Source organism: Gloeomargarita sp. SRBZ-1_bins_9, from assembly GCA_039794565.1.
Taxonomy (GTDB): Bacteria; Cyanobacteriota; Cyanobacteriia; order Gloeomargaritales; family Gloeomargaritaceae; genus Gloeomargarita.
The window spans coordinates 150527-171250 of sequence record JAUQVX010000003.1 but is presented as its reverse complement, the minus strand read 5'-3'; the positions used below and the strand labels follow the sequence as shown (position 1 = coordinate 171250).

At 60.6% G+C, this 20724-nt stretch carries 16 protein-coding genes; 14 read left to right on the top strand and 2 right to left on the bottom strand.

Translation table 11 applies throughout. The annotated features are described in order from the left end of the window. The first annotated feature begins 4 nt into the window (after positions 1 to 4). Positions 5 to 3523 carry a response regulator gene (locus tag Q6L55_05030; protein MEN9258081.1) on the top strand — a complete coding sequence of 1173 codons (3519 nt, stop codon included), beginning with the start codon at positions 5 to 7 and terminating at the stop codon, positions 3521 to 3523. Positions 3524 to 3581: 58 nt separating this feature from the next. Continuing rightward, complete coding sequence (locus Q6L55_05025) at positions 3582 to 4553, top strand: GTP-binding protein (protein MEN9258080.1); 972 nt, start codon at positions 3582 to 3584, stop codon at positions 4551 to 4553. On the opposite strand, the gene ylqF is transcribed toward Q6L55_05025, so the two are convergent. After that, on the bottom strand, positions 4492 to 5397 hold the full coding sequence (gene ylqF / locus Q6L55_05020) for a ribosome biogenesis GTPase YlqF (protein ID MEN9258079.1): 906 nt from the start codon (positions 5395 to 5397) through the stop codon (positions 4492 to 4494). The two genes, Q6L55_05025 and ylqF, sit on opposite strands and share 62 nt — an antisense overlap. Before the next feature lie 68 nt (positions 5398 to 5465). On the opposite strand from ylqF, the gene infB reads away from it, so the two are divergent. The 12 genes from infB to Q6L55_04960 all read left to right on the top strand — a co-directional run bounded on the left by infB (position 5466) and on the right by Q6L55_04960 (position 19611). Beyond that, a complete protein-coding gene (infB, locus tag Q6L55_05015) occupies positions 5466 to 8087 on the top strand; it encodes a translation initiation factor IF-2 (protein ID MEN9258078.1) in 2622 nt (873 codons plus the stop codon). 2 nt (positions 8088 to 8089) lie between these two features. Continuing rightward, on the top strand, positions 8090 to 8722 hold the full coding sequence (locus tag Q6L55_05010; protein MEN9258077.1) for an HAS-barrel domain-containing protein: 633 nt from the start codon (positions 8090 to 8092) through the stop codon (positions 8720 to 8722). 53 nt (positions 8723 to 8775) lie between these two features. Then, the gene (locus Q6L55_05005) at positions 8776 to 9969 is read left to right on the top strand and encodes a TRC40/GET3/ArsA family transport-energizing ATPase (protein MEN9258076.1); all 1194 of its coding nucleotides are present in this window, start codon (positions 8776 to 8778) and stop codon (positions 9967 to 9969) included. Beyond that, complete coding sequence (locus Q6L55_05000) at positions 9966 to 10931, top strand: aldo/keto reductase (protein MEN9258075.1); 966 nt, start codon at positions 9966 to 9968, stop codon at positions 10929 to 10931. The genes Q6L55_05005 and Q6L55_05000 overlap by 4 nt, the downstream gene beginning before the upstream one ends. 5 nt (positions 10932 to 10936) lie before the next feature. Then, positions 10937 to 11641 carry a ribonuclease III gene (rnc, locus tag Q6L55_04995; protein ID MEN9258074.1) on the top strand — a complete coding sequence of 235 codons (705 nt, stop codon included), beginning with the start codon at positions 10937 to 10939 and terminating at the stop codon, positions 11639 to 11641. Positions 11642 to 11778: 137 nt separating this feature from the next. Next, a complete protein-coding gene (locus Q6L55_04990; protein MEN9258073.1) occupies positions 11779 to 14004 on the top strand; it encodes a GAF domain-containing protein in 2226 nt (741 codons plus the stop codon). A 64-nt stretch (positions 14005 to 14068) separates the two neighbouring features. Beyond that, positions 14069 to 14440: an FHA domain-containing protein gene (locus Q6L55_04985; protein ID MEN9258072.1), complete on the top strand. Its 372-nt coding sequence runs from the start codon at positions 14069 to 14071 to the stop codon at positions 14438 to 14440. A gap of 4 nt (positions 14441 to 14444) precedes the next feature. Further along, positions 14445 to 15329, top strand: coding sequence for a serine/threonine phosphatase (locus Q6L55_04980; protein ID MEN9258071.1), 885 nt, complete (start codon positions 14445 to 14447; stop codon positions 15327 to 15329). After that, complete coding sequence (locus tag Q6L55_04975; GenBank protein MEN9258070.1) at positions 15326 to 16501, top strand: alpha/beta hydrolase; 1176 nt, start codon at positions 15326 to 15328, stop codon at positions 16499 to 16501. The genes Q6L55_04980 and Q6L55_04975 overlap by 4 nt, the downstream gene beginning before the upstream one ends. A 91-nt stretch (positions 16502 to 16592) precedes the next feature. Continuing rightward, entirely contained in the window at positions 16593 to 16943 is a 351-nt protein-coding gene (locus tag Q6L55_04970; GenBank protein ID MEN9258069.1) for a DUF3110 domain-containing protein, read from the top strand. A 3-nt stretch (positions 16944 to 16946) separates the two neighbouring features. Continuing rightward, a complete protein-coding gene (gene lysS, locus Q6L55_04965) occupies positions 16947 to 18449 on the top strand; it encodes a lysine--tRNA ligase (GenBank protein MEN9258068.1) in 1503 nt (500 codons plus the stop codon). Beyond that, entirely contained in the window at positions 18442 to 19611 is a 1170-nt protein-coding gene (locus Q6L55_04960; protein ID MEN9258067.1) for a phospholipid carrier-dependent glycosyltransferase, read from the top strand. Before lysS ends, Q6L55_04960 begins: the two co-directional genes overlap by 8 nt. Before the next feature lie 3 nt (positions 19612 to 19614). Here the strand turns inward: Q6L55_04960 and Q6L55_04955 are convergent, their stop codons facing one another. Beyond that, positions 19615 to 20649: a deoxyhypusine synthase gene (locus Q6L55_04955; GenBank protein ID MEN9258066.1), complete on the bottom strand. Its 1035-nt coding sequence runs from the start codon at positions 20647 to 20649 to the stop codon at positions 19615 to 19617. Positions 20650 to 20724 lie beyond the last annotated feature (75 nt).

Below are 20724 nucleotides of genomic sequence, written 5' to 3'. Positions count from 1 at the left end.
CGCCATGGATGCTGCACAGCGCCAACGAATTCTCGGCTACTTTCTCCAGGAGGCCCGGGAGTATTTGGCCGTCCTCCAGGAGGCCCTTGACGTTTTGGAGCGAGAACAACCGGCATTCCAGGCCTGGGAACAGGTGGCCGATTGGTTCCGGGCGGCCCATTCCCTCAAGGGGGGAGCGGCCATTTTGGAGCTGGAGGGAATACGGCAGTTGGCGTTGCGGCTGGAGAATTGTTTCAAGATTCTGCGGGATCAGGAATCCCGGGAACCGATAGCCCTTGACCCCACCATTGTGCAGCTGTTGCGACAAGGGGTGCAGGCCTTGGAGGGCTTGGTGCAGCAGGTGGAGCAGACGGGAGAGTTGCCGGACGAGATGGGTCAACAGGTGGTCTTGGCCAATGAACCGGCTTTTATCCAGTTGGAGGCGCTGTTACAAATTGCCGTCCAGGGGGCAGGGGTGATGACCACCTGGGAGAGCGTTGCACCGGCCCCAGAAGCACCCGCCGAGGCGGCCACGGCAGAAGATTTGAATTTGGAAGAATTGTTGGCCGAGTTGGAGGTTCCCCAGGCGGCTGTCCCGGAAGCGCCAGCCAACACGCCGGAAGAACTGGCTTCCTTGGCCGAGTTATTCGGGGCGACGGGGGGGGAAGAACCGGCAGGGCCACCTTCAACGGCTGAGGACTTGGGGGCCTTGGAGGACCTGTTCACCATGGCGGCGGAAACGGAGGCCCCCAACGGCATACTGGATGCCCAGTGGCCGCCTTTAGTGGAGGAGTCAGCAGCGCCACCGGAAGAGGTACCGGAGACGGAAGATGTGTCTACCCTGTTGGGGGATGGGGAACTGGGTGAGCTAGGGGAATGGGCCGATTGGGAGAGCTTGGTCGTTGGCGATGGGGATGTCAACGAGGCGACCGGCGAGGCATCACCACCGTCCACGGACCTGGAAATGGACTTGATGGCCTCCTTGGCTGCCCAAGGGGAGGAGCTGGGGGATGGGACGGCGGAGGGAACAGAAGCCGTTGCACCGGAAAGGGAAGACGCCTGGGTGATGGAAATGGAAACCGTCTCCCGTGAGTTGACTCAGGCGGAGGGGGGCGATCCCCTGGGGTTACCCAATCTTGAGGCTGGGGAAGCCGAGATCCCCGATTTGGCAGCACCCAACACGGCCTGGGAACTGGTCACTGATGAGGCAGGGTTGTTGGGGAACACGACGGCTGAGCTGGAGGCTGCTCTGGGGAGTTTTGCCCAAGGGGAGCCGGAAAGCGAACCCACGGAACCAGTGGCGGAACTGGGTGACCTGGATCTGGAACAGGCCTTGACCAACCTGGATGACCTGGTGGCAGCAACGACTCCGGAGGGCACGGAGGCGGAGGACTTTGACTGGGGGGACACGGGTGAATTGGAATTGGCCCTGGCGGCGGATGTTTCCCTACCGGGGGCAGAGGAGGAAGGGGAAGCGACTCCGCTCGAAGACCTGGCGGATTTGCTGGAGGATGTCGAGTTACCCTCGGACCTGCCAGACCTGGAGACCATGGCCCAGGAACTCGGCGCTGTGGCCCCTGATGAACCAGCATCAGCGCTAGCAGAAGAACCCACCAGCCCGATGGTCTTGATGGAACAAACCATGCGGGTGCCGGTGCGTCAGCTCGATAACCTGAGCAATCTGATCGGGGAGTTGGTGGTTTCCCGCAACACCTTGAACGAGGACCAGAACCGGTTGCGGCAGTTTTTAGAGAATTTGTTGCACCAGGCCCACCAGTTGAATGATTTGAGCCAGCGGATGCAGGATTTGTACGAACGGTCGTTACTGGAGGGAGCCTTGCGGGCTGGTCGCACACTAGGGGCCTCGGAGGCAGGGGGGCAACACAGTACGGGTGCGGAGTTCGATGCCCTGGAGATGGACCGGTTTACCGGCTTCCACATTCTGTCCCAGGAAATTGCTGAGCGGGTGCTGCGGGTGCGGGAGGCGGCGGCGGACATCGGCTTTATGGTGGAGGCCATTGATGAGGTGGTCCGCAGCTTCCAACGGATTACCACGGGTTTGCAGGAGGGGATCAACAGTGCCCGGATGGAGCCGTTTTCCCGGGTGACGGACCGGTTGCCGCGGGCGGTGCGCAATGTGGCCCTCAAATGCGGTAAGCAGGTGCAGTTGGAGATTGAGGGGCGGGAAACCCTGATCGACAAGATGATTTTGGAGAAGTTGGTGGACCCGATGACCCACCTGGTGAATAACGCCATTGTCCATGGGATTGGGACACCGGAGCAACGCCGGGCGGCGGGGCAATCCCCCACGGGCCGGATTGTGATTCGGGCGGGTCACCAGGGGAACCAGACGGTGATCACGGTCAGCGACGATGGGGTGGGGATCAATCCGGACCGGGTGAAGGCCAAGGCGATTGAGCGGGGGTTGATCACGCCGGAGCAGGCCCAGGCTATGAGCAAGCAGGAGGTTTACCAATTGCTGTTTATGCCGGGGTTTAGCACCCGGGACCAGACGGATGAATTTGCGGGCCGGGGGGTGGGCCTGGATGTGGTGCGCAAGAACCTGGCGGAAATCCGAGGCACGGTGGTGGTGGACTCGGAGGTGGGTAAGGGGACCACGTTTACTATCCGCCTGCCGTTGACGTTGAGCATTTCCAAGTCGTTGCCCTGCCTGGTGAGCCATGCGCGGGTGGCGTTCCCGATGGACGGGGTGGCAGATGTGCCGGTGGATGTGATGCCGGAGATGATCACCTTAGGGCCGGACGGCAAGCCCTTGCTGGAGTGGGCCGGTCAACGGATCCCCCTGCGGCGGTTGAGCGAGTTGCTGCACTACGGGCGGTTGTTGGGGCGGGGGAACATCTACGGCACCAGTACGCAGGAGGGCCTGGCGGTGGTGGTGGTGCATAGCCTGGGACGGTATGTGGCCTTCCAGGTGGACCAGGTGTTGAGCGAGCAGGAGGTGGTGATTAAGCAATTGAGCGGGCCGGTCCCGAAGCCGCTGGGGATTGCCGGGGCGACGATTTTGGGGGATGGCCGGATCATGATGATTGCCGACGTGTTGGAGTTGGTGGACCTGGCCCTGGGGCAGTTGCGGCCGCCGAGTATGCCCCTGTGGCAAGCGCCCACGATTGTCGAGCCGGAAACCACCGATGAGCCGACGGTGTTGATCGTGGACGATTCGATCACGGTGCGGGAGATGTTGTCCATGACCTTCAGCAACAAGGGGTATCGGGTGGAACAGGCACGGGATGGGTTGGAGGCCTGGGAAAAATTGCAGGACGGCCTGCCCTGCGATTTGATGTTCTGCGATATTGAGATGCCCCGGATGGACGGGCTGGAATTGCTCTCGAAGGTGCGCCGGGATCCCAAACTCAAGGACCTGCCGATTGCCATGCTGACATCCCGGGGGGCGGAACGGCACCGGCAAATGGCGATTCAATTGGGGGCTAACGCCTACTTCACCAAACCCTACCTGGAGGAAACGCTGCTGGAGGCGGCCCGGCGGCTGTTGCAAGGGGAAACTCTGGTGAAACCGAACCGCTAGGGTGTAGAATAGGCTCAATGAGAATCATTATCATAGGTAGGAACGGATGGGCCAAGGGATGGAGGTGACCTTACCCAAGCGGGGTTTGCCGGTGACGATTATCACGGGATTTTTGGGGAGCGGCAAGACGACGTTGCTCAATCACATCCTGCAGAACCGGCAGGATTTGAAGGTGGCGGTGCTGGTGAATGAATTTGGCGACATCAACATTGACAGCCAGTTGCTGGTGGCGGTGGAAGAGGGGATGATCGAGTTGAGCAACGGTTGTATTTGCTGCACCATCAACGACAGCTTGGTGGATGCGGTGTACAACGTGCTGGAGCGGCAGGAACAGGTGGATTATTTGGTGGTGGAAACCACGGGGGTGGCCGACCCGCTGCCCATCGCTCTGACGTTTTTGGGGACGGAATTACGGGATTTGACGCGCCTGGATTCGATTTTGACGGTGGTGGATGCCTCGGCCTTTGCCCCGGATTTATTCAACAGTGAGGCGGCCCTGAGCCAACTGACCTATGGGGATATTATTTTGCTGAATAAAACTGACCTGGTGTCTCCGGAACGGGTGCAGGAATTATCCCAGCGCATCAGCGAAATGAAGGCGGGGGCGCGGATTTTGCCCATGAGCTACGGAAAGGTGCCGCTGCCTTTAATTTTGGGGGTGGAAGCGCCCCATGACCAACTGCTGGCCCAGCCCTATCACCATCACGACCATGACCACGCCCATCATCACCATTCCCATCACCTGGAAAATGACGGTTTTGTGGCGGTGTCTTTTACGAGCGACCGGCCGTTTAACCTGGAGAAGTTTCAGTTTTTCTTGACGGACCAACTGCCGACCAATGTGTTTCGGGCTAAGGGAGTTCTGTGGTTTGACCGGAGTCAGTTGCGCTATATCTTTCAACTGAGCGGCAAACGCTACAGTTTAGATGTGGATGACCGGCCTATCCCGCCCCAAAACCAGTTGGTGTTTATCGGTCAGAACCTGGACCGGGAAGCGCTGTTGCGGGATGTAAACGCCTGTTTGGTTTAGGGGGCAGTTCCAGGGCGATTTGGCCCAGGTGGCCCTGGCGGAAGTCCTGGAGTAGGGTCTGGGCGCTGCGGTGCAGATTGCCGCGAAAGTGTTGTTCGGCCAGGGCGGCGAGGTATCCTTCGGGGGTGTGGGATTGGGGATCGAGGCGGTAGCGCCGTTGTAGGGCATCGGGGGGGTGGTGCGCTGCAGGGGGCAAGGTCCATAGGCGTTCCAGAAACGCCAGGGCCACCAGATAGGGGTCGTAGGCGGCCTCGCTGATGTCATCGCAGATGGCCAGGTGCAGGGCGGCCTGCTGGTCGTCTAAACGCGGGGGCAGGATGCCGGGCGTATCCAGTAGTTCTAAATCCGGGCTGATGCGCACCCATTGGCATTGCCGCGTTACACCAGCTTTGGCAGCACTAGCGACCACCCGCCGACCCAGTAGCCGGTTGATTAGGGCGGATTTGCCTACATTAGGACAACCGACAACAGCCACCCGCACCGCCCGGGGCAGCATGCCTCTTTGTCGGCGCCGTTGATTGACCCGTTCTCCCACTTGGGCTATGGCTTGGTGGAGGTGTCCCAGTCCCTGGCCTTGACGGGCTTCCGTGAGCAGGACCGGTCGTTCCGGGGTCTGGAGGGCCTGTTGCCACTGCTTGCCGATGGCTGGGGGGATTTGATCCCGTCGGTTTAACACAATCAGGCCGTTGGTGGCCCATTGCTGCAACAGGGGATGGGTGCTGCTGGCGGGAATGCGGGCGTCCCGGACTTCAATCACCACATCCACCCGTTGTAAGTGGGTGCGTAGGGCCTGCACTGCCCGCGCCATGTGACCGGGGTACCACTGCACAGGGGGCGACGGCATCGAACAGCAAGGATTTACAATAGACAAAAGCCTAACGCTGTCTATTATCGCGAATTCACACCGGGGGCATGAGTAACGACCGTATCCGCATCTACGACCTATCGCGAGAGCTGAATTTGGATAACAAATCGGTGCTGGAGCTGTGCGACCGTTTACAGGTGCCCTATAAGACCTGTAGCAGTACGATCAGCGAGCAGGATGCGGACCGGATTCGCCAGGCGGCTCGGCAGCAGCGCCCCAGTTCACCGCGTCCCGTGCCCCGTTCCCCAGCGACCAAAGCCCCCGAACCCACGCCCCCCAAGAGCAAAGAATTACAAATCCGTAGTTACAGCTACCGGCAGCAGCCCGAAACACCAACCACTCCTGCGCCCACTAAACCCGAAGCCCCGGTGCGGCGGGAAGGTCGAGACATGCCTCGGCCAACCCCTCCCCAGCGACCCCAACCCCAACGCCCTATCCTGAAGACGCCACCGGAGGCGCCCCGCAAGCCGGAAGCGCCGGTGCGCCGAGAGCCTCAGCCGGAACCGAGCACGGTGGAGGTGGTGGTGTTTCCGCCTAAGGCCAAAACCGACAGTAAGGCTCCTGTGAAGCGCAAGGGTCGGGAAGCGGACCTGATGGATGAGGAGAAGGAAAAGGCCAAGCTGGGGGCAGGTCTCAAGGGCAAGCGGCGGCAACGGGGACGGGATTTTGACGAGGATGACGAACTGGACCTGTTGGAATTGGAAACCAGTAGCAGTAGTAGTGCGGACTCGGCCAACAGCACCGCCAGCATTTACCTGATGCGCCCGCCCAAGCCCAAACCCAGTAGCCCGGTGACGGTGAAACCCCAGCAGCGGACCCAGCGACCCCGGCGGCCAGAACCGGCTCCCACCCGGGCAACGGAACCTGCTCCCCCAGAACCCACCAAGCCGGAATTCATTGAAGTGACCGGTAGTTTGACGGTGCAGCAGTTGGCGGAACAGTTGGCCGTGCCGGCAACCGAGGTCATTAAAACCCTATTCCTCAAGGGCAAGATGGTCACCGTAACCCAGACCCTTGACCTGCCCACCATCGAATTGGTCTGTAAAGAACTAGGGGTCGAGGTCATTACCTCGGAGACGGAGGCCAGCACTGCCGCCCGCAAGGAGGATATGTTGGAGGCGGCTGACTTAGAAAACTTGCAACGGCGGCCACCGGTGGTGACGGTCATGGGCCATGTGGACCACGGTAAAACCACCCTGCTGGATGCTATTCGCAAAACCCGGGTGGCGGCGGGGGAAGCCGGAGGAATCACCCAGCACATCGGGGCCTACCACGTGGATGTTCCCCACGAGGGCACCACTAAACGCATTGTGTTCCTGGATACGCCGGGCCACGAGGCTTTCACGGCCATGCGGGCACGGGGAGCTAAGGTAACGGATATTGCTATTCTGGTGGTGGCGGCGGACGATGGGGTGCGGCCCCAGACGATTGAGGCGATTCGCCATGCCCAGGCGGCTAAGGTGCCTATCATTGTGGCCATCAACAAAATTGACAAGGATGGGGCACAGCCGGAGCGGGTGAAAACGGAGTTGATGAACCACGGGTTGGTGGCGGAGGAATACGGCGGCGACACGATCATGGTGCCGGTGAGCGCCCTCAAGGGCCAAAACCTGGATACGTTGCTGGAGATGGTCCTGCTGGTGGCGGAAATGTCCGACTTGTACGCCAATCCGGACCGGCCCGCCAAGGGAACTGTCATTGAGGCCCATCTGGACCGGACGCGGGGACCGGTGGCCACCTTACTCGTCCAAAACGGCACGTTGCGGGTGGGGGATGTCCTGGTGGCGGGGTCGGTGTTTGGTAAAGTACGGGCGATGGTGGATGACCGGGGACAGCGGCTGGAAACGGCCCCCCCTTCGTCGGCGGTGGAGGTGTGGGGCCTGACGGAGGTGCCCGTCGCTGGGGATGAGTTTGAGGTGTATGCCGATGAGAAACAGGCCCGCGCCATTGCCGAAGAACGGGCTCAGCAGGAGCGCAGTCGGCAGTTGGCCCAGCGGCAGATCACTTTGGGTACGCTTTCGCAGCAGGCCCACGAAGGGAAACTGAAGGAGTTGAATTTGATCATCAAGGCGGATGTGCAGGGGTCGGTGGAGGCGATTGTCAACGCTCTGAAGCAACTGCCGCAACAGGAAGTGCAGTTGGGGATTTTGTTGGCGGCGCCGGGGGAAATCACGGAAACGGATGTGGACTTGGCGGCTGCCAGCAAGGCGGTGATCGTGGGGTTCAATACCACGTTGGCGCCGGGTGCCCGCAAGGCTGCTGACGCCGCAGGGGTGGACATTCGTGAGTACAACATCATTTACAACCTGCTGGAGGACATCCAGGCGGCCATGGAGGGGTTGCTGGAGCCGGAGTTGGTGGAGCAACCGTTGGGCCAGGCGGAGGTGCGGGCGGTGTTCCGGTTGGCCAAGGGGGTGGTGGCCGGGTGCTATGTGCTGTCGGGCAAGTTGCAGCGCAACTGTTTGATGCGGGTGCGGCGTAACGGGCAGGTGATTTGGGAGGGGACGTTGGATTCCCTGCGGCGGCTCAAGGATGACGTGCGGGAGGTGGCCGCGGGATTTGAGTGCGGGGTCGGGTGTCAGGAGTTCCAGGACTGGCAGGAAAAGGACATCATTGAGGCCTACACCCGGGTTACCCAGCGGCGGAAACTTACGGGCGCCCCTGCCTAGCCATGGGTTTGCCGTCTCCCCCCCAGCGTCATCCCCACCACCTGGCAGAAGTGATTGCCACTAGCACGACGGAGTTCTGCGCCCAGTGTCTGGAGCCGCCGGTGCTGGATTTCCCGGCTATGCCGCCGTTTGGGTGCTGGGTGCGGGCCGCCGATAACGAAACCCAAAACCAGATTTACGCTGTGGTCTATCACGTCAGCGCCAGCCCGGTGGACCAGGTGCACCGCACCCGCGCGTTGGGGTTGTCCCTGGAGGAATTGCGGGAGCAACAGCCCCAGATTTTTGCCATGTTGAAAACGGAGTTTCGGGCGGCGATTGTGGGGTTTCAGCCACCGGACCGCCGGGTTTTTTACCACTACCTGCCCCCGCGCCCGCCGCAAATTCACCAGGCAGTGTATCAGTGCACGCCGGAGGAGGTTATCGCCTTTAGCGAGCAGTTGGATTTTTTGCGGACGCTGCTGCAACTGAGCGGTGCGCCGGTGGATAACCTGGTGGGGGCGGTCCTGCGCTACATTTATCAGATTCGCGGGGCGGATACCCAGTGGTTGGTCCAAGCGGGGCGCAAGCTGAGTCTGTTGCTCAAGGATGACTACGACCGGCTGCGGGCCATTCTCGACCAGTGCGCCTATCAATAAGCCGGGCTAATTGCTAAAAGCGCTATGCTAGGGATGCGGGTTGAGGGGGCAGGATGCGGCTGTTGTTGATGACGGGCAAAGGGGGTGTGGGCAAGACGTCGGTGGCGGCGGCGACGGGGTTGCGTTGCGCCGAGTTGGGCTATCGGACGCTGGTGCTGAGTACGGACCCGGCTCATTCGTTGGCGGATAGTTTTGACCGGCCCTTGGACCACGAACCCCGGGAGATTTGCGCGAATCTGTGGGGTGCGGAACTGGATGCCCTGCGGGAGTTGGAACTGAACTGGGGGGCGGTCAAGCGCTATGTCACGGAGGTGTTGCAGGCGCGGGGCCTAGATGGGGTGCAGGCGGAGGAATTGGCGGTGCTGCCGGGGATGGATGAAATTTTTGCCCTGGTGCGGGTTAAACGCCACTACGATGAAAGCACCTATGATGTGTTGATCATTGATTCGGCCCCCACCGGCACGGCCCTGCGGCTGTTGAGTATTCCCGAAGTAGCCGGCTGGTACATGCGTCGTTTTTACAAACCCCTGCAGGGGATGGCCAAGGTGCTCACTCCGGTATTTGAACCCCTGTTTAAGCGGGTGATGGGCTTTTCGCTGCCGGACCAGGCGGTGATGGACGCCCCTTACGAGTTCTACGAGCAAATCGAGCAGTTGGAGCGGGTGTTGACGGATAATGCGGTGACGTCGGTGCGCCTGGTGACCAATCCGGAAAAGATGGTGATTAAGGAATCTTTGCGGGCGCATGCCTATTTGAGTCTGTATAACGTGGCGACGGACCTGGTGATCATCAACCGCGTGTTGCCCCCCACCCTCCAAGACCCTTTCTTTCAAAAGTGGCTGGTCAGTCAGGAGCATTACCGCCAAGACATCCGGGCCAGTTTTCATCCCCTGCCGGTTAAGGAGGTGCCCCTGTATCCCGAGGAACTCTGCGGTCTGGCGGCCCTGGAGCGGTTGAAAGACACCCTGTATCCCCAGGAGGACCCCACCCAAATCTACTACCGGGAACAGACGGTTAAGGTCAGCGAAACGCCCCAGGGTTATTGTCTCGAGCTATACCTGCCGGGTGTGCCCAAGGAACAAATCCAGCTCACCAAAACGGGGGATGAGTTGAACATTCGCATCGGCAACCACCGGCGCAATATGGTCCTGCCCCAGGCGTTGGCCGGCCTGCAACCCCGCAAAGCTACCATGGAAAATGACTATTTGAAGATTGAATTTCCCCTGGCGGAGGTGGTCTCGGCGTGAGCGTTCCCCAGGTGGCCTTGGGCCATAGCGATGTGAAAATTACGCCGCTGATTATCGGTACCTGGCAGGCGGGGAAACGGGGCTGGGTGGGCATTGACGACCGGGAAGTGATTGCCGCGATCCAAACGGCCCTGGAACGGGGGATCACCACCATTGATACGGCGGAAATTTATGGGGATGGCTACAGCGAGGAATTGGTGGGTCAGGCCATCAAACCCTACCGGGACCAGGCGGTGATTGCTACCAAGGTGTTTGCCAACCATTTGGCCTATGACCAGGTGATCACGGCCTGCGAAAACTCCCTGCGGCGGTTGCAGGTGGAGGTGATTGACCTGTACCAGATTCATTGGCCGAGTGGGTCCTGGAACAGTCCGGTGGTGCCCATTGCCGAGACGATGCGGGCGTTGGTGAAGCTGAAGGAGGAAGGCAAAATTCGGGCGATTGGGGTGTCGAATTTTTCTTTAGCCCAACTGCAGGAGGCCCAACAGTACGGCCCCATTGACAGTGTGCAGCCCCCCTATTCCCTGTTTTGGCGGGTGGTGGAAAAGGACTTGTTGCCCTACTGTGTGGCGCAGGGGATTTCGGTGCTGGCTTACTCCCCCTTGGCCCAGGGGTTGCTCACGGGTAAATTCACCCTGAATCACCAATTTCCCCCGGACGATGTGCGGGCGAAAAATATCCTGTTTCAGGGGGAGCTGTACCAACGGGCGCAGGCGGCTCTGGCTCAGTTGCGGCCCATTGCCGAGGCCTATCACATTTCCCTGGCGAATCTGGCGCTGGCGTGGGTGTTGCACCAACCCCGGATGTGTGCGATTGTGGGGGTGCGCAACCGGGAGCAGGTGTTGGGGAATTTGCCGGCGCTGCAGGTGCGTTTGCGACCGGAAACCCTGGCGGAACTGGATGAAATCAGCCGCCCGGTGAACGAGTTGATCCCGCCGGGGGCCTTGTTGTGGACGTTCTAGCGCCGATGGTGCCTGTGGGTTCCCAGCGACAACACGCCCTGGCGAAGTTATTGCAGCGGTTGGGGGTGGATCCCCAGGGGATGGATTGGGGGTTGCTGGACCAGGCATTGACCCACAGCAGCTTTGACCCCCAACGCAACTACGAGACCCTGGAGTTTGTTGGGGATGGGGTGCTGCGGCTACTGGCGGCGGATTTCCTGTGGCAGCACTATCCGGGGCAGTCGGTGGGGGAGTACACGGCCCTGCGCTCGGTGCTGGTCAGTAACCGGTTGTTGCAGCGTTTGGCCCATAGCTATGGCCTGGCTTCGTTGGTTCTGGTGGGGCAGCGTTTGGCAACGCCGGGGCTGTGGTTGGCGGACGTTCTGGAGGCGGTGGCCGGGGCGATTTACTTGAGCAAACGGACCTTGGCGGCTCTACAACCCTGCTTTTATCCCTACTGGCAACGGGAAGCCGAACGCATCCGCCAGGACCCGGCCCGCTTCAATTACAAAAACGCCCTGCAGGAGTGGACCCAGGCCCATTACCGCAGTCTGCCCATTTATCAGACGGAAATCTTGGCAGGAACACCGGAGCGATTTAGGGCGCGGGTGTATGTCCAGAACCAACTGGTGGGGATAGGTCACGGGGAATCGGCCAAGGCAGCGCAACAGGCGGCAGCCCGGGAAGCTTGGGGCACGCTAACCGGTCAATCGGCGGCCTTATCCCTCTAGGGACTTTACTACTGTCACAACCGCCCGGTCATGGGAAGGGGGAGAAGCTGGAGGAACTTGGTCAACTGCCTAGCAATTGCCTAATGCCTCTGGCCTGCGTCACCATAAATCTATCAAATTTCTAAACTGGAACAGCGATGTTCACGTCATCCCCCCAGGCGTCTTCCCCAGAACAGCTATCTCAAGCTTGGTTGGTAACCGTACTGAACAGCATTGCCGATGGGGTGATCGTTACGGATGGGCAGGGCCAAGTCACAGCTATTAACCGGGCGGCTTTACAGTTGACGGGTCTGACGACCGAACAGGCGGTCGGGCGTCCGTTGCCGGAAGTGTTGCGTTTGTCCCATCCTGAGCAGGAAGGGGTACTGGCGGAGTTGATGCAGCAGGTGTTGCAACAGGGGGTAACGACGGGGTTGCCCCGGGATACGCGCCTGGTGCGCCCTGATGGCTTGGATTACCTATCGGCGACCTTGACGCCTTTGACGCCACCGGCCCAGGGGATGGTGGTGACGTTTCGGGAAATTAATCGGCACCGGCAATTGGAGGATTCCCTGCGGGAGCAGGTTCGGCGGGAGCATTTGCTGGGGGAAATTGCCAGCCGGATTCATCGCTCCCTGGAGCTGACTACCGTTTTGCAAACGGCGGTGACGGAGATTCGTCTGTGCCTACAGGTGGAACGGGTGTGGGTCTGTCGGCTGGGGCTGGAGGGCTGGGTAGAAGTCGTGCACGAAGCAGTGGCACCAAGCAGCCCTTCCCTGTTGGGCCAACGGTGGCAATTGCTACCCGCAGAACCCCTGGCGTGCCTGTACCGGGGCGAATCGGTAATCTTGGCAGATATGGAGGCCTTGGTCCAGTCCACCCCCTGGGCAGAGGCTTGGCGGGCAATGGGCGTGGCGTCGGCCCTGTTGACACCCATTAGTCAGGGGGAGCGGTTGTGGGGCGTTTTGGTGGCCACCGATGGCCTACGGGGACGGACCTGGACCGCCGCTGAACGACAGTTGGTGGAACGCCTGGCGGTGCAGTTGGGCATCGGTATTGAACGGGCCCAGTTGGTGCAACAGTTGCGCAGTCTCAACAGCACTCTAGAGATGCAGGTGGCCGAACGGACGCGGGAATTGCAGCAGGCGTTGCAGGTAGCTCAGGTGCTGTACGCGGTGACCGAACAGGTGCGCTGCAGCCTGGACGAGGGGCAAATTTTTCGTACCGCTTTAGATTGCCTTGGCCAAACCCTGGGCGCGGATTACTGTTGGGCAGCCCTGTACGACGAAACCCAACAACAAGCCACCATTACCTACGAATATGTCGCCGGGACGTGGCCTACGGCCCTATCCACCCTGGGGACGACGGTGGAGTTGCGGCAGTACCCGGAACTCTACGACCACCTACTCAAGGGCCAGGTGTGGCACGCTCCCCCGGTCACGGTGCTACCGCCGGTCTATGCCCAGTTTTGGACCCCAGGCGGCCAGATGCTGATTGCCCCTATCACAGACGACCAGGGGGTGATGGGGGAGTTGGGCGTGGCCCTGACCCGACCCCAGACCCAAGTATCGCTGGATTTGGTCCCCCACGTGGCCAATCAATGCGCCATTGCCATCCGTCAAGCCCGTTTATATCAACAGGCCCAGGCCCAGGTTGTGGAATTGGAACGGCTAAACCGGCTCAAGGATGATTTCCTGAGTACCGTCTCCCATGAACTGCGCACCCCCCTGTCCAACATGAAACTGGCGCTCAAGATGTTGGGGCTAACCCTGCGCCGGGGAGGGGCGTCGGCCAAATCGGCCAAACTGCTGCAATATCTGGAAATTCTGGAGCGGGAATACGAGCGGGAGACCCAGTTGATTCAGGATTTGCTCCAGTTGCGCCAGTTAGACACTGCCCAGCCGTCCCTACCCCGGGTCACGGTTGACCTGCACCAATGGCTACCGGCGGTCCTGCGTCCCTTGCAACTCCAGGCGAACCAAAAAAACCTCGGGTTGACCTACACCCTAGACCCGGCCTTGACCCAGGTCAGCGTCCACACCTTCAGCCTAGAGCGCATCATCGCCGAACTGCTAACCAACGCCATCAAGTACACGCCCGCCGGCGGCACGATTCATCTGAGCACCCGTAAACTGGGGGATTTTTGGCAACTGGAGGTGGCCAATACCGGTGTAGAGATTCCCCCGGCAGAACTCCGGCGCATTTTTGAGCCGTTCTACCGCGTTCCCCGCAGTGACCGCTGGCAACCAGGAGGTATGGGTTTGGGGTTAGCCCTGGTGCAACGCTTGGTCGGTCACTTGGGGGGAACCATCACCGCCGACAGTGAACGCGGGCACATCCGATTCCGTGTGATTTTACCCCTGTATTCTGACGAAGCCCGTTGAGGTGTTAAAATGGCGGATTAAGATTGAGATAGTAAGCAAGTTGGCCCCCGCGGCCAGGGATTGTATGTCGCAACCGACCCAACCCGACTCATTAACCCCTCTACAAGCCCATCAGCTCCGATTGGTGCATGTACGGACGGGAACGGTTGTCCCCATTCCTCAGCATCGGAACGTCCTACTGGTGGGTAAACCCAACGATCACCTGCCGCCGGATATTGATGTGGCCGGTTTTCCCGACGCCGATATTGTCTCGCGCATCCACGCCCGCTTGATTGTCCAGGACAACCAGGTGGCCATTGAAGACATGGGCAGCACCAACGGTACCTACGTCAATGGCCAACGGTTGCGCGTCGGCCAGCGTTGCACCCTAAAAGCCGGGGACTGGATTGCTCTTGGGAAGGAGGATAAGGTGACGTTTTTACTCCAACAGGATTGATGCGATGGATACTGCCCCGCCCATGGACCGCCTGACCACTCAAGCGCCCCCCCGGTTGATCAACCTGGAGGTAGCCGGTCTGACGGACGTGGGCTGCCAGCGGGAATATAACCAGGATTATTTCTATGCCCACACGGTCATCCAGCGCCGCCTAAGCCCCCAGGGGGAAGTGGTCCAAGGCAGGGGGTTGTATATTCTGTGCGACGGCATGGGGGGGCACGCCGGGGGTGATGAAGCCAGCCAGTTGGCGACTCACAAGCTGGCAACCTATTTGCTGGAGCATTGGACGGAGGGGGAACTGCCGGGGCCAGAGGTGATCCAGGCGGGGGTGGGGGTGGCCAACCAGGCCATTTACCTGCGCAATGAGGAGGAATATCGGCGGGGCAAGGGCCGCATGGGGACAACCCTGGTGGCGGTTCTGGTGCAGGACAACCAGGTGGCGGTGACCCACGTGGGCGACAGCCGGGTGTACCGGATCAATCAATCGGAGGGGTTAAAGCAGCTCACCCAAGACCACGAGGTGGGGCAGTGGGAAATTCAGCGGGGGACGGACCCGGCGATTGCCTACAGCCGCCCCGATGCTTACCAACTCACCCAAGCTCTGGGTCCCCGCCACGAACAAACCCTAGAGGTGGATGTGGAGTATTTTTCCGTTACGGAAGACACGGTGTTGCTGCTTTGCTCCGACGGGTTATCGGACAACGGCCTAGTGGAGGCGCACTGGCAGCAATATATCAAGCCCTTGTTGTTGCCCCAGGCGGGGTTGATTCACCTACAGGCGGCCACCAAGCAATTGATTGACCTGGCCAATCAACTCAACGGCCACGACAACATCACCGTGGTATTGGTCAAGATGCAAGTGCAACCGGCGTCCCCGGCGAATGGATGACCCTGTCCCCTGTTCCGGTATTCCACGTCAGCGAGCTAGAGGCGCAAGGGATTTTCTATCATCAGGGGGACTGTTTTACGTTTCAGAACCACCGGTTGCGCAAGGGGCAGGTCTTCGCCGCCCATTTACGGGAACAGGCGGTGGCCCTGGCGGAGCAATACCAAGCCCAAGGGCGCTTTTGTCTGCTGGTGGAGCAGGAGGGCATGTTGACCCTCTGCCGGGAGGATGCGCCCACTCCCCCTGTCCAGGAGGAGCAGGTCCCTAAGCCCTCCTTGTTGACCGTTCCCCAGCTCCGGCCGGTTTCCCTTGGCGAACCCTACCGGCATCTGTCCTCTGCAGACCGACAACTCGCGGAAACCCTGGCCCAGGTGCGGCAGACGTTTGCGCGGCGGCAGGTGCAGGCGGTGGGGTTGACCTGGCACTACTGGGTTGGGGGCGCCGGCACCCAGGCCATCCTGTTTTTGCCGGGGACGGTGCATTGGGGCGACCTGTGGTTTCGCTATCTACAGGCCTGGCAGGGGGAGTTTCGGGTCATAGCCCCCACCTATCCGCCGGCAACCCGCATCGAGCACTTGGTGGCAGGTTTGCGGCAGATGCTGAAACAGGAGCAGGTAGGGCGGGTGCATCTGCTAGGGCATTCCCTAGGGGGGATGGTGGCCCTGGCGCTGGTGCGGCTGTATCCCGAGCTGGTGGGGCATTTGGTGCTGTCCCACACGGGCATCGGAGCGCCAGGACCAGAGCGGGTGCAACGGGCGCGGGCCACGGAACGCTACTTACAACGGCTGACAGCCTCCCAGATCGCCCAGCAGTTATATCCGCGCATTGCCGAGAAACACCTGGCGGCTGTCCCCCAACGGCATTTCTGGCAGGCCTACATCCGGGAGGTCCTACAGGGCACCAGCAAAACCGAATTTCTCCATCTCCACTGCCGGGTGGTGGCCGACTTTTTCCAGAACTATCGCTTTGGTCCCCAGGAATTGGCTTCCTTCCCTGGCCGGGTATTGCTGGTGAGCGCCGATAACGACACCACCTTTACCCCAGCTGAACAAGCCGCGCTGCAAGCCCTATTTCCCCAAGCCACAACCCATATCTGTCAGGGCACGGGGCATTACAGCGTGGTGGTGGCCTTTGACCAACTTTACCCCCGCCTGACGGCTTTTTGGCAGGGTTAGGTATCAACATCGTTCTTGGCCGATCTGCCGGCTGGCGATAGCCCTAGCTTCGTCTACAATAGAAAAACTGTTGAAGCAAATGACGGCAGCCATGCGGGTTTACGTCCTGATCTACAATCCGGGGACCGACAACGAGGGCATTCACAGCCTGAAGGTGGGGGGGGAAGAGACTATCTTGATGTTTGAGGACCAGGACGACGCGGCCCGCTTTGCCGACTATCTGGAGGCCCAGGATTTTCCCGTACCCACGGTGCAGGCCATTGACCCGGAAGAAATCCGCCAGTTTTGCCAGGAAAACGGGTTTCATTACCAACTGGTACCGGCGGGAACCTTGCTGTTGCCCCCGGAACGGAACGTCGAACGCACCGACTGGCAACCGGACGCAACCCCAGCCGGTGATGGGTTAGACGAGATTCGCCGGCGCTTGGAGCGATTGCTGTAGGTCATGACCCAGCGCACCGGGGAGGAACTGCGCCAGCAACGCCTGGAAAAAGCCCACCAATGGCGCCAGGTCGGTGTCAATCCCTACCCCTACCGCTACGACCGCACCCATTCGTCGGCAGCTCTCCAGGAAACCTACCGGGACCTGTCGCCGGGGGCAGAGGTGGCCGTTACGGTGCGGGTGGCGGGGCGGATCAGGGCGCGGCGGGTCTTTGGCAAACTGGCTTTTTTTACCCTGCAGGATGAACAGGGCACGATCCAGTTGTATTTGGAAAAGCAGCGTATCCAGGCGGTGATGGGGGAGGCAGCCTTTGAGCAGCTCAAGCAGTGGACGGATGTGGGAGATTTCCTGGGGGCCGAAGGAACTATCAAGCGCACGGAAAAGGGGGAGCTGTCGGTCTATGTGCAGCGCTATGAGTTGCTCTGTAAATCTCTGCTGCCCCTGCCGGATAAATGGCACGGCCTGACGGATGTGGAAAAACGCTACCGCCAGCGCTATGTGGATTTGATCGTCAACCCTGAGGTGCGGGAAATCTTCCGGCGGCGGGCCAAACTGGTGCAACTGACGCGCCGGTACCTGGATGAACGGGGCTTTTTGGAGATGGAGACGCCGGTGCTGCAACCACAAGCGGGGGGAGCGGAAGCCCGTCCTTTTATCACCCACCACAACGCCCTGGACATGGACCTCTACCTGCGCATTGCTACGGAGTTGCACCTGAAGCGTCTGCTGGTGGGCGGCTTTGAGCGGGTATACGAATTGGGGCGTATCTTTCGCAATGAGGGCATCTCCACCCGCCACAACCCAGAATTCACCTCCATCGAGGTCTATCAGGCCTATGCCGACTACACCGACATGATGGCCCTCACCCAGGACTTAATCACCACTGTCACCCAGGAGTTGCTGGGCACGCTGCAGGTGACCTACCAGGGGCAGGTGATCGATTTGACCCCCCCCTGGCGCCAAGTGACCATGGTGGACCTGGTGCGGGAAAAAACGGGGTGGGACTTCTACGGGTTTGATACCCTGGCCCGGGGGCAGCAGATGGCCGAAAAGTGTGGCCTGACCAACGCCCAGGACTACGACAGCCTAGGACGCTTGCTCAATGCCCTGTTTGAGGAATTCTGTGAAGCGGACTTGGTGCAGCCTACGTTTGTGCTGGACTTTCCGGTGGAGATTTCTCCCCTGGCGAAAAAACACCGCACCCAATCGGGATTGGTGGAGCGCTTCGAACTATTTATTGCCGGGCGGGAATTGGCCAACAGTTTTTCCGAACTGACCGACCCTGTTGACCAGCGGGAGCGGTTTGAGCAACAGGCGGCCCGCAAAGCTGCCGGGGAGGCGGAGGCCCACGGGATGGATGAGGACTTTTTGACCGCCCTGGAGTACGGGATGCCGCCGACGGGGGGGATGGGTTTGGGGATTGACCGCTGGGTGATGTTGGTGACGGATGCAGCCAGTATTCGCGAGGTGATTCCCTTTCCGCTGCTCAAGCCGGAGCATGCTTAAGCGCTGGGGGTACTGGGCGCTGTGGGGGGGACTGTGGGGCGTCAGTTTGGGGTTGCGCTTTGCCGACCTGGACCGCTTGCACGAACTGGTGTTTGACGAGGTCTATTTCGCTAAGTTTGCCTACAACTACCTGCACAACGTCCCTTTTTTCGACGGTCACCCGCCCTTGGGCAAGTACTTCATTGCCCTGGGGATGTGGGTTGCCGGGGGCTTCCATCCCTGGAGCTATCGCTGGGTGAACGCTTTGGTGGGGTCCGCGCTGCCCCTACTGGTGGGATTACTCACCTACGAATTGAGCCGCCACCGCTGGCTGGCCCTGGTTGCCGGTTATCTGGTGGCCACCGACGGCCTGTTGCTGGTGGAGTCCCGCTACGCCCTAATCAACGTGCACCTAATGGCGTTGGGACTGCTGGGGCAATGGCTGGTGTTGCGTCGACAGGTGTGGGCAGGGGTGTTGCTGGGCGCCAGTGCTGCTGTGAAATGGAATGGCCTAGCCTATTGGTTCGGGGGTCTGCTGGCCGCCGGCAAACTGCGCTGGCGTTGGGGAGCGCTCCTGCTGGGCCTGGTGCTCCTGCCCTTGGGAACCTACTGGCTCACCTGGTGGCCCCACCTGCAGCAGAACCCCCAACAGGATGTGCTCACCCTGCATCGGGAGATGGTGCGCGCCCACACCCGCATCGGCTCCGGTCCCGAGGTGCATCCCTACTGTTCTGCTTGGTGGTCCTGGCCCCTGCTGCTGCGCCCTGTAAGCTACTACTACCGGAGTGAGCAGGGACTGATTACCCACGTCCAGGCCATGGGCAATCCCTTGCTGTGGTGGTTGGTGCTGGGGGCGGTCCTGGTGTACTTACCCCAACTCCGGCACCGAAATCCCCCTTGGCCGTTGCAATTTGCCCTGGGGAACTACCTGCTCCACTGGCTGCCCTGGGCCTTGGTGCCGCGTTGCCTGTTCATCTACCACTACCTGCCGGCCCTGGGGTTTGGGTGTGTGGTGTTGGCGTGGGGGCTGGTCACCCTTTGGCAACAGGGGTACCGACGGCTGGCCGCCACTTTGCTAGCGTTACCCACCCTGGCCCTGGTGTTTTGGTTACCCGTGTACCTGGGGTGGCCCTTGACCCCCACCACCTGGCGTTGGCGTTTTTGGCTGCCCAGTTGGATTTAGGCCCTAGACTACCGCCAATTGCCGCTGGAACAGTTGCGCCAGTTTACGAGGTTGCCGGTGGCGCCAGTGGCCCTTGCCATACACATAACCCGCCAGCAAGGGAAACGCCAGGGTCGCTTCGGCAAAGACCATCTGTTCCGTGCTCCTGTCCACCTTACCCCAGGAGTGGGCCTCCTGCAGGGTGGAACCCGACAGCGCCCCATCCCGCTCATCCGCCACCGTGATTTGGATGGCATAGCGGTGCATCGTCGTCTCGAACCCCAGCAGTTCCGCCGCCACCACCGTATCCTGGGCAAAGTTTTTGGGCACACCGCCCCCGATCATCACCAACCCCGTCGCCGGGCTAGCCAGCTTGCACTGGGTCAGTTCCCGGAAATCCCGCACCGAATCAATCGTCACATGCCGGTCCGGCGAATACCACTGGTGATAGACCAGGCCAAACCCCGCCGAACAGTCGCTAAAGGCCGGCACAAAAATGGGCACCTGGTGACGGTAGGCCGCCAGCACCACCGACGGTTCCGTAACCCCCCGCTGCTCCAAATAGACCCCCATCTGCTCGATAAACTCCCGGGATGAGTAGGGGCGCGGCGCCAACCCATCAGCAATCTCAGCGATCACATGGTCACACACCCGCAACTCCCGCTCATCAATGTAGGTGTCATAGATGCGGTCAATCTGGTGCTGGCGCAGCAGTTCATCATCCGCCCGCGGGTCGCCCACATAGTGCCGGAACCCCAGCGCCTCAAAGAAATCCTGGTCCACAATGTTGGCCCCCGTGGACACGATCACATCCACCATGTGGTGGGTAATCAAATCCACCACCACCTGCTTGAGTCCGGCGCTAAACAGCGACCCCGCCAGACACAGGATAATCGTGCATTCCGGGTCTTGGATCATCTGGTCGTAGATATGGGCCGCCCGTCCCAGGTTGCGCGCCTGAAACGCCATGCCCGCCATCGCCTCCACCAGGCCCACCACATCAAATTGCTTGATGTCAATGGCCTCCACCGTCTTTTGCAAAAGCTGACGACGTTCCATCTTTCGACCTCCTAGTCCCAAAGTCCAAAGTTTGTGATAAGCAGCGTGATGACAACGGCATTACCTTCCACGGGG